Raw genomic sequence first — 358 nt, 5'->3', positions numbered from 1 at the left:
TCTTTTTACACTATCTAACTTTATAAGAAATTTTTCTTCTTTTTGGAATTCATAATTACTATCTATGTGATGAACAATTTGATTTTCTACTTTTATACTAGGAAAGTCACTTAAGAAAAGATTTCTTCCCTTAATTTTTGTTGTATTATAAAATGGAATCTCAGATCCATCTTTACATCTGATTAAAACTCCAACATCTCCTATCTGCCCTCCCCCCTCTGGATAAGCAACAGATTTATCAAATATAAGTCCATTTTCTGTTTTCTCAATTAAAACTGCTTCACAAAATGTTTGAAATTGATTTTTATAATATATTTTTTCTGTTTTCATAATCGCTCCTTTTAAATTGTTAATATAA

General features: G+C 26.5%; 1 protein-coding gene. It reads right to left on the bottom strand.

Going from position 1 to position 358, the window contains the following annotated elements; all coding sequences use genetic code 11:
• Positions 1–330: alanine--tRNA ligase-related protein (locus L988_RS05905; protein WP_197053946.1), on the bottom strand; the 330-nt coding region annotated here is incomplete at its 3' end.
• Positions 331–358 lie beyond the last annotated feature (28 nt).

This window comes from Cetobacterium sp. ZWU0022 (assembly GCF_000800875.1).
Lineage (GTDB): Bacteria > Fusobacteriota > Fusobacteriia > Fusobacteriales > Fusobacteriaceae > Cetobacterium_A.
Note: the sequence above shows the minus strand (reverse complement) of the source record. Positions and strands in the feature narration are given on the sequence as shown.